Source organism: Arthrobacter sp. SO3 (genome assembly GCF_020532825.1).
Taxonomy (GTDB): domain Bacteria; phylum Actinomycetota; class Actinomycetes; order Actinomycetales; family Micrococcaceae; genus Arthrobacter.
Genome location: NZ_MQTS01000064.1, coordinates 1 through 7,671, shown reverse-complemented (window position 1 = coordinate 7,671; position 7,671 = coordinate 1). Strand labels below are relative to the sequence as shown.

Sequence of the window (7,671 nt, the reverse complement as noted above, 5' to 3'; positions counted from 1 at the left end):
ACACCGACGCCGTGAAAGCCGACATGCTCGTCGGCATCGCCAAAATCACCGTCAACACCAAGTAACACACACCAGAAATAGCCCAGAATGCCACGGACCTTGGGGGTCCGTGGCGTTTCGGTTCGGCGGTTATAGTGGTCCCTGGCGGCCACGGAATGGTGCAGTGATCCAGACATGAAAAAGTTTGACGGGCAGAAGCTCACCGAGGCATTGGCTGTGAAGTTCGCCTCGCCGACACGCAGCACGCGTCTGACCGTTGTCCTGGGCCGCTGGCTCGGAATCACTTTCACCATCTGTTTTTTCACCGGACTGTTCAGCCACGGACTTCAAAATCCGCCCTCATGGATGTTCTTTCCCACCAGCCCGGTGTGGATCTACCAGCTCACTCAGGGACTGCACGTGACGGCCGGTATCGCCGCGATTCCGCTGCTCCTGGCGAAGCTCTGGTCGGTATATCCGGAACTGCTGACGTGGCCGCCGGTAAAGTCCCCCGTGCACGGCCTCGAGCGGGCCTCCATTGCCCTGTTCATCTCCTCAGCTCTGCTGCAGCTGACCACTGGCCTGATTAATACCTACAAGTGGTATCCGTGGCCTTTTCCGTTTCGCGAAACCCACTACTGGCTGGCATGGGTGATTTGGGGTTCGCTCCTGCTGCACATTGCCGTCAAACTCCCGGCCATTGCGGCTCACTGGCGTCGGCAACGGTCAAAGAGTATCGTCGTCCGGAGGCCGGCCGCGCCGAACCCCGGAACTTCCGGCACCGGTGCTGTAAGTCCCGGCCGCTGGTCCCGGCGGGCGTTCCTGTCAGCCGTCGCGGCCGCGACCGGAGCCGTCGTCGTGACGACGGCGGGACAGTCGCTCTCCTGGCTGGCGCCGGCCAACCTGTTCGCCCCACGAAAAATGGGGGCCGGCCCCCAAGGGGTGCCGGTCAACCGGACCGCTACCGATGCCAAGGTGACCGAACTGGCGAAGTCCCCGACCTGGGCGCTCATGGTCCGTTCAGGGACCTCCAGCCGTTCCTTCACTCTGGATGAGCTGCGGGAGCTGCCCCAGCACACCCACGAACTGCCAATCGCGTGCGTCGAGGGGTGGAGCCAGACGGCTGCGTGGCGGGGCGTTCGCGTCCAGGACCTGCTCGCCGCCGTCGGTGCCCCCGCGGGTTCCGAACTGCGCTTCACCAGTCTGGAGCCCGAGGGTGCCTACCGCACAATGAACATGCCGGCCGAATACACCCGTGATGATAAGACGCTGGTGGCCCTGGAACTCAACGGTTCGGTGCTCGACCTGGACCATGGCTATCCGGCCAGAATCATCGCCCCCGGCCGACCCGGTGTGCTGCAGACCAAGTGGTTGCACAGCATGGAGGTCCTGTGAAAACGTCCCTTCCCGTCAAAGCGGCCCGGGCAGCGCTCGGGGTCGCGGGCGCGGCCATGGTCGTCTATGGGCTGCTGGGGCTGCCCACCCAACTGGGTTCGGCGCAGCTGATTGGCCTGCTGACGTGGATGGCCGTTGCCATCCTCATCCACGACGGCGTCATTGTGCCGCTCTCCACGCTCGCCGGTGCAGGTCTGACCCGGGCCGGCACCAAACTCCAACCCCGGTCCGCTGCCGTCCTGCGCGGCGCCCTGCTTACCGGCGCCCTCGTGACCCTGGTGGCGGGGATCCTGCTCAAGGCCCAGTCGGTGGCGCAATCCGCCACGGTCCTGGAGGGCGACTACGCCGTGAACCTGGTGTGGTTCTGGCTGGCCCTGGCCCTGGCCTCCGCTGCCATCATCGTTGTCCTGGAACGACGGGCCCGCTTGGCAGGGGTCATCAGGTCCTGACCTTGTGGGTCCGGGACCCTGCTGTGGAAGTTTGCCTGAGCCGGGCGTTGGGAACCCCTTGTTGCCCTGCCTGTCCCGGTTAGACCGGTTCGCCGCGCAGGGGAGCGGTGGCAAACTCCCGCATGCCTTCCTCAAAGGCCACTTCCGGTGTCCAGCCAAGTTCGGCTTTGATCAGTGCTGAGGAAGCCGTGACGTGGCGGACGTCACCGAGCCGGTACTCGCCGGTCACGACCGGCGCCGGACCGGCGCTGAAGCTGCTCAATGCCGTGGCAACGTCACCGATCGTCCGTACCTCGTCCGCGCCGACGTTGTAGGCGCGGAAACCTGGTGTGCCGGCGCCGGAGAGTGACTCGGCGGCGGCGATGTTTGCCGCTGCGACGTCCCGGACATGGATGAAGCTGCGCCGCTGGCCGCCGTCTTCGAATACGCGCGGCGCCTCACCACGGGCCAGCGCCGAACGGAACAAGGATGCGACTCCGGCGTACGGCGTGTCCTTGGGCATCCTGGGCCCGTAGACGTTGTGATAGCGCAGGGCGATGGCCGATCCGCCGGTGCTCCGGGCCCACGATGCGGCCAGATGCTCCTGGCTCAGTTTTGAGGCGGCATAGACGTTCCGGGGGTCCAGGGCAGCGTCCTCGGTGACCATGGCAGGGACAAGGACTGCCCCGGAAGCCGGGTTGCGGGGATCGTAGATTCCCGCGCGCAGGTCAACCTCGGCGCGGGGTCCGGGCCGGACGGGAAGCCCGGTCCAGGGATCGGCATACGCGCCCTCGCCGTAGACCACCATCGAGGAGGCCAGGACCAGGCGGGTGATGCCGTGGCGTTCCATGGCGGCCAGCAGGATGGCCGTGGCGTAGTCGTTGTTGCGGATGTAGTCCGGTGCGTCGGCGAAGCTGACACCCAGTCCGACCTTCGCACTCTGGTGGCAGACCGTATCGATACCCCGTAATGCCGAATTGACCGCGGCCGGGTCTGTGACGTCACTGGTCATGAGGTCCACCCGCGGGTCGAAGGCGGGCGGAACGGGATGAAGGTCCGGGCGGAGCGAGTCGAGGACCCGCACCGACCAGCCCTTAGCGAGGGCGGCGTCGACGATGTGCGAACCGATGAACCCTGCACCTCCGGTGATGAGGAGTTTCATCGGGCGTCCGCCATTTCCCGGACAGCCGGGAGCGCCATGATCCGGCGCACCGCTTCCTGATCCATTAGGGGCCGGGCGCGGTAGTCCGCACCGATGGCGGCGACGGTCGTCTCAAGAACGGCCAGGACACTGTGCTGGGCATTCTTAAGCCGGGCGAAGACGGCGTCGGCGGTTACCGGTTCCGAGCCGTCGTGCCCGGTGTCGGAATCGGTGATGAACGCCAGATTGGCGAAGCCCATGTTGAGTTCGGCGGCTAGGAGTGGTTCGGGGTACTGGGTCATGCTGATGATGTCAGCACCACCGGTGACGTACCAGGCGGACTCGGCCTTCGTGGAGAATCGTGGTCCGTTGATCACGACCACCGTTCCCTGCGGGACGTGGGCAATGTTGTGGCTGGCGAGAGCGGCATTCACGTGTGCACGCAGGGTGGGGCAGAAAGGTTCTGAGGCCGGCAGGTGCTGGACACCGGCGGGGGGGACGCCGTCAACGACGGTTCCGTCGAAAAAGGTGTCGGCGCGTCCCCAGGTGCGGTCGATGATCTGGTCCGTCACCACGAAGGCGTCAGGGCTGAAGCCCTCCCGCAGGCCACCCACGGCCGAGGAGGAGAGGATGGCCTCGACGCCGAGGCTCTTGAGTGCCCATAAGTTGGCGCGGTAGTTGATTTTCTGGGGCGGAAGTGAATGTTTTCCGCCGTGGCGGGGGAGGAAAGCCACGGTGCGTCCGGCGACGTCGGCAAGAGTCACAGGACCAGACGGCGGCCCGTACGGGGTGTCAACGTCGAGGGTGTCCAGCACCGCCGCTCCGGGGAGTTGGTAGGTTCCGGAACCGCCGATGATGCCGATGCGTGCCTGCGGGGTACCGGTGAGTGCTGTGTCCATGGTGCAATCCTGTCATTCGGGGGAGCGTGGAGTGTGGGGGCGGTTACTGGGGGGTCCCCGCGGCAACCGGCGTCGGGGACTCGAGGCCGGCGACGGCCGCCAGCTGAAGCTCCTGACGGCGACGCCACCAGACACCTGCTGAGACGGCGAGGGCTGCGAGGAACAGGGCCGCTTGATGCAGCGGTAGGCTGAGGGGCTCCTTGAGGGGCAGCATATAGATGGTGTCCAGGGCAAGGATGACGGCGACGTATTCCCAGCGCCGGCTCAGGACAATGAACGGCAGCAGCATGAGAGCGTACCAGGGGTAATTCGGGCTGATAATCAGCAACGTCAGTCCGATCATGACCGTCTGCTGCTCCCAGACATTCCCGGACCGGGTCCGCCGCAGCACACCGAGCGCAACGACGGCCAGCGCCGCGGCGCTGAGCACCGGCGGCCAGGGTCCGGTGGAGAGGAGTTGAGCCAGCCCGAAGCGGGTCCCGCCGCTCTGGCTGTAGCCTTCCTCCTTGAGGTAGCCGGGCAGGAAGCCCAGGACTCCGGCCCCGGCAGCGGCCAGATAGGGCACGTAAAGGAGGACGAAAGTTGCCAGTGCCGCGGCAATGAACCGGGCCGGACGCCGGAACAACAACGCAGGGGCGGCGATCACGGGAATGAGTTTCGTGGCAACGGCGGCCCCGAACACCATCCCGGAGCGCAGCGGCTTGCCTCCGGTCAACAGCAGTCCGGCGGCCAGGATCAGGGCACCGCCGAGCAGATCAACATGGGCGTTATTCACGGCCTCCAGCTGCACAAACGGGCTCCAGCCCCAGACCGCGGCCAGGTGAAGGGGCAGGCCGCGTCTGGCCAGGGCGCCGAGCAGCAGCAGCGTCACGGCGACGCTGATGAGCAGGCCTCCGACTTGGAAAGGAAGGTATCCAACCGAGTCGGGAACGGCAGCCCGCACCCCAAAGAAGTAGAGCTCTGCAGTGGGCGGATAGATCGTGGGCACGTGCGGCCGGTTAATGGCCGTGCACAACGGACTCCCCGACGGATATCCGAAGGCCGGGACAGATTCCGTCCCGAACACGTCCTTGGCACATACGGGCCTGCCCCCATCGCCGATGGCGCCGGGAGCAAACAGCCAGTCCGGCCGAAGCCCGGCGAGGGTCTCATCGACGGGTACATGCGAGTAGGGGGAGATCCCCGCCTTTTGGACGATCCCGTCCCAGGCATAGCGGGCGGAATCGTTGCTGGTCCGCGGCGGCGAACTCACGGCAACCAGGCCGAGCAGCACAGTGCCCGCGATGAGGATGGCACCCACGCGGCGTCGGGGGATGCGCCGGAGGAGACTGACAGCCCCAATGAGCACGCCCCAGGACATGAGCGTGCCGACAATCGGTGCAGATTCGAAAGGGTTGTCGGGGACAACCATCCACCACAGCAGGCCCGCGAGGATCAGGACGAGCGCCGTCAACGTAGCGGCCAGTCTGAGGATGGAGCGTTGCGTGCCGTGTGCCGGCGGCGAAGCAAAAGCGATGGTCACACCGCGGCCCTGCTTGGTCCGGTGCCGGGGGCGAGCCGGCAAAAGACGCGGCCCTGTAGTCGTTGAACGGACGTTACGGTCCATTCACTGCGCTGCGCCCGGGACACCAGACCCACGCTTCCTGTCCGGGCCCAGCGGAATGGTTCGCTCTGGTTTCCGCTCGAGTCCTCCAGCACGGCGGAGTAGACGGTGTCCAGGTCCTCGTCGTCCTCCACTTCCACCAGAAGAGTCCCGTGCGGGGCGATGAGTTGGCCGCAGCGGCGCAGCAGGGCTGTGATGCTACCGCCGATGCCGATGTTGCCGTCGAGCAGAATGATGGATTGCCAAAGACCGGACTGGGGTACGGGTGCGAACACCGATTGCTCCAGCGCCCGGGCCCCGCGGGCGCGCGCCCGGCGGACCGCCTCCGCACTGGTATCGATCCCCAGCGAGGGAAGACCCATCCGCTGGGCGGCAGCCAGAAGCCTGCCCGGTCCGCAGCCGATGTCCAGGACCGGCCCCTGTAGGCTCTGCAGCAGGGAACGCTCGAGCAGGTTTGCCTCCCCACACCAACTCTGGACGTCGAAGTCCACCGGGGCTGCCGCATGGTTGATGTCCGGACGGAGCGTCAGGGTGCCGGATCCGTCCGCCAGCGCCCTGGCATAGGGCTCCGCGTGGCCCTGGCCGAAGTGGCTCGCTGATGCCACGTCGGTGGCCGTCACGGCAGGGCCCCGCTAAGGAGTGAGGCGTCATGCATTCGTTGGGCGGCGTCCTGGACAGCGTGGGCGAAGTCGGTTCCCGGTAGCACCGAGGCGATGTTGAGCGCATCGCTGAAGTGGTCCATATCCGCCAGTTCAGCCAGCGTCCCGACATTGAGGCCGCGGGCTAACAGGCGGGCGAGTTGCCGTGCCCCGGTCGTGTCCGAAGACATAGGCACTCCCCGGATCAATGCCCCGTCGGGGCGGTGCAGCGCGAGGGCCCAGAACCCGCCGTCCGTGGCGGGGCCTATCCAGGCGTCGTGACCTGGAGCATCCGTGGACCAGTCGTGAAGCAGCGGCCCGACGTGGTCAGCCGAGAACTGCGGAGTGTCCATCCCGATGATGAGCAGCGGACCGGTGGCTCCGTCGCAGATGGCAGCGAGCCGTTCGTCCAGCCCTCCGGTCGCCTGCGGTACGACGGTGAAGCCTTCGGCGTCTGCCGCCTTCGGTGTTCCGTCCATGACCAGCACCCGGTTCCGTGCCGGGAGGAGCCGGACCGTCTCCAAGGTCCGGCTCAGGCTCAACTGTGCCAGGGCGGCGGCCCCTTCGGGGCTCAGCGGAGGGCTCATCCGGGTCTTGACACGGCCCGGCAGGCACTCTTTGGCGATGACCGCCACTGTCAGATCAATGCTCTTGCTCATAACAGTCATTCGCTGCCGGGAGTCTTCCGGACCGGTACGGCCGATGCAGCCGCCGCGGCAGCCCTGAGCTGGTCGGACATATCCCGCACAGCCGTCACCGTTCCGCGCACCGTTCCGGTCACCTTGGACTTGCCGGTGCGGGGGGCATATGGGACGGGCATCTCCAGGATCCTCCAATGGCGCAGGCTTGCCTTCAGGAACATCTCCAGCGGGTAGCCGCTGCGGCGGTCCTCCAGCCCGAGGGAGAGCAAATCAACCCGCCGTGCTGCCCGCATTGGTCCAAGATCAGTCACTCGTTCCCCGGTCAGGCGCCGGAGCCGCCAGGCCAGAACGACGTTGGCGATCCGGGCATGCAGGGGCCAGGAGCCGCGCTGAGGAAGACGGCTGCCCAGCACCAGATCCGCTGTGCCGCTAGCTACGGGGGCGACCAGCGCCGGCAGCTGAGCAGGGTCGAGCGAACCGTCGCAATCGCAGAACGCAACGAGCTCCGCAGTCGCTGCCAGCAGGCCCGCGTGGGCGGCTGCCCCGAACCCCCGCCGCCCTTCGTGGATCACGAGCGCGCCCAGACTCGCCGCAAGCTCGGCGGAACCGTCTGTGGAACCGTTATCGACCACGATGGCCCGGTACCCTTCCGGCACGCGGGACAACACCCACGGCAGGGCGCCGCGCTCGTTCAAACACGGCAGAACAACATCGACCACGGCTTCAGTCATCAAAACGCCTCTCAAAGCTACGGTTCCCGCAACGGCGCTTCGCCCGGGTTCCTACGGTACGCGAACAGAAAAGTGCCACGGAGCCCTAGGAGCAACCGCGGCACTTCCCGCCGGTGCAGAACAGGCATCCGGCAGGTATTTCTGGTGTGTGTTACTTGGTGTTGACGGTGATTTTGGCGATGCCGACGAGCATGTCGGCTTTCACGGCGTCGGTGT

Annotated in this window: 9 protein-coding genes; 2 read left to right on the top strand and 7 right to left on the bottom strand. The window is 66.4% G+C overall.

The features are described from left to right. Nucleotides 1–305: hypothetical protein (locus tag BJQ90_RS06945; RefSeq protein WP_226759564.1), on the bottom strand; the 305-nt coding region annotated here is incomplete at its 3' end. A 40-nt stretch (nucleotides 306–345) separates the two neighbouring features. Here BJQ90_RS06945 and BJQ90_RS06940 point away from each other — a divergent pair. Continuing rightward, nucleotides 346–1,374 (top strand): molybdopterin-dependent oxidoreductase, encoded by a 1,029-nt coding sequence (locus BJQ90_RS06940; RefSeq protein WP_226759563.1) that lies wholly within the window; start codon nucleotides 346–348, stop codon nucleotides 1,372–1,374. Continuing rightward, a complete protein-coding gene (locus BJQ90_RS06935; RefSeq protein ID WP_226759562.1) occupies nucleotides 1,371–1,823 on the top strand; it encodes a hypothetical protein in 453 nt (150 codons plus the stop codon). Before BJQ90_RS06940 ends, BJQ90_RS06935 begins: the two co-directional genes overlap by 4 nt. A gap of 79 nt (nucleotides 1,824–1,902) precedes the next feature. On the opposite strand, the gene BJQ90_RS06930 is transcribed toward BJQ90_RS06935, so the two are convergent. From BJQ90_RS06930 to BJQ90_RS06905, 6 genes are read right to left on the bottom strand one after another with little or no spacing between them, the layout of a single operon-like run. Continuing rightward, entirely contained in the window at nucleotides 1,903–2,964 is a 1,062-nt protein-coding gene (locus BJQ90_RS06930) for an NAD-dependent epimerase/dehydratase family protein (RefSeq protein WP_226759561.1), read from the bottom strand. Then, entirely contained in the window at nucleotides 2,961–3,842 is an 882-nt protein-coding gene (locus BJQ90_RS06925; protein WP_226759560.1) for an MTAP family purine nucleoside phosphorylase, read from the bottom strand. The genes BJQ90_RS06930 and BJQ90_RS06925 overlap by 4 nt, the downstream gene beginning before the upstream one ends. 43 nt (nucleotides 3,843–3,885) lie before the next feature. Beyond that, nucleotides 3,886–5,364: a glycosyltransferase family 87 protein gene (locus BJQ90_RS06920; RefSeq protein ID WP_226759559.1), complete on the bottom strand. Its 1,479-nt coding sequence runs from the start codon at nucleotides 5,362–5,364 to the stop codon at nucleotides 3,886–3,888. After that, nucleotides 5,361–6,065 (bottom strand): methyltransferase domain-containing protein, encoded by a 705-nt coding sequence (locus tag BJQ90_RS06915; protein WP_226759558.1) that lies wholly within the window; start codon nucleotides 6,063–6,065, stop codon nucleotides 5,361–5,363. The genes BJQ90_RS06920 and BJQ90_RS06915 overlap by 4 nt, the downstream gene beginning before the upstream one ends. Continuing rightward, a complete protein-coding gene (locus tag BJQ90_RS06910) occupies nucleotides 6,062–6,742 on the bottom strand; it encodes a DUF2064 domain-containing protein (protein WP_226759557.1) in 681 nt (226 codons plus the stop codon). Before BJQ90_RS06910 ends, BJQ90_RS06915 begins: the two co-directional genes overlap by 4 nt. Nucleotides 6,743–6,747: 5 nt before the next feature. After that, nucleotides 6,748–7,455, bottom strand: coding sequence for a glycosyltransferase family 2 protein (locus BJQ90_RS06905; protein ID WP_226759556.1), 708 nt, complete (start codon nucleotides 7,453–7,455; stop codon nucleotides 6,748–6,750). Nucleotides 7,456–7,671: the final 216 nt, after the last annotated feature.

Bases quoted from the DNA above. Each gene is read 5' to 3' on its own strand.
- BJQ90_RS06940 (WP_226759563.1), top strand. From the start codon at position 346: ATGTTCTTTCCCACCAGCCCGGTGTGGATCTACCAGCTCACTCAGGGA.
- BJQ90_RS06930 (WP_226759561.1), bottom strand. From the start codon at position 2,964: ATGAAACTCCTCATCACCGGAGGTGCAGGGTTCATCGGTTCGCACATC.
- BJQ90_RS06925 (WP_226759560.1), bottom strand. From the start codon at position 3,842: ATGGACACAGCACTCACCGGTACCCCGCAGGCACGCATCGGCATCATC.
- BJQ90_RS06910 (WP_226759557.1), bottom strand. From the start codon at position 6,742: ATGAGCAAGAGCATTGATCTGACAGTGGCGGTCATCGCCAAAGAGTGC.
- BJQ90_RS06905 (WP_226759556.1), bottom strand. From the start codon at position 7,455: ATGACTGAAGCCGTGGTCGATGTTGTTCTGCCGTGTTTGAACGAGCGC.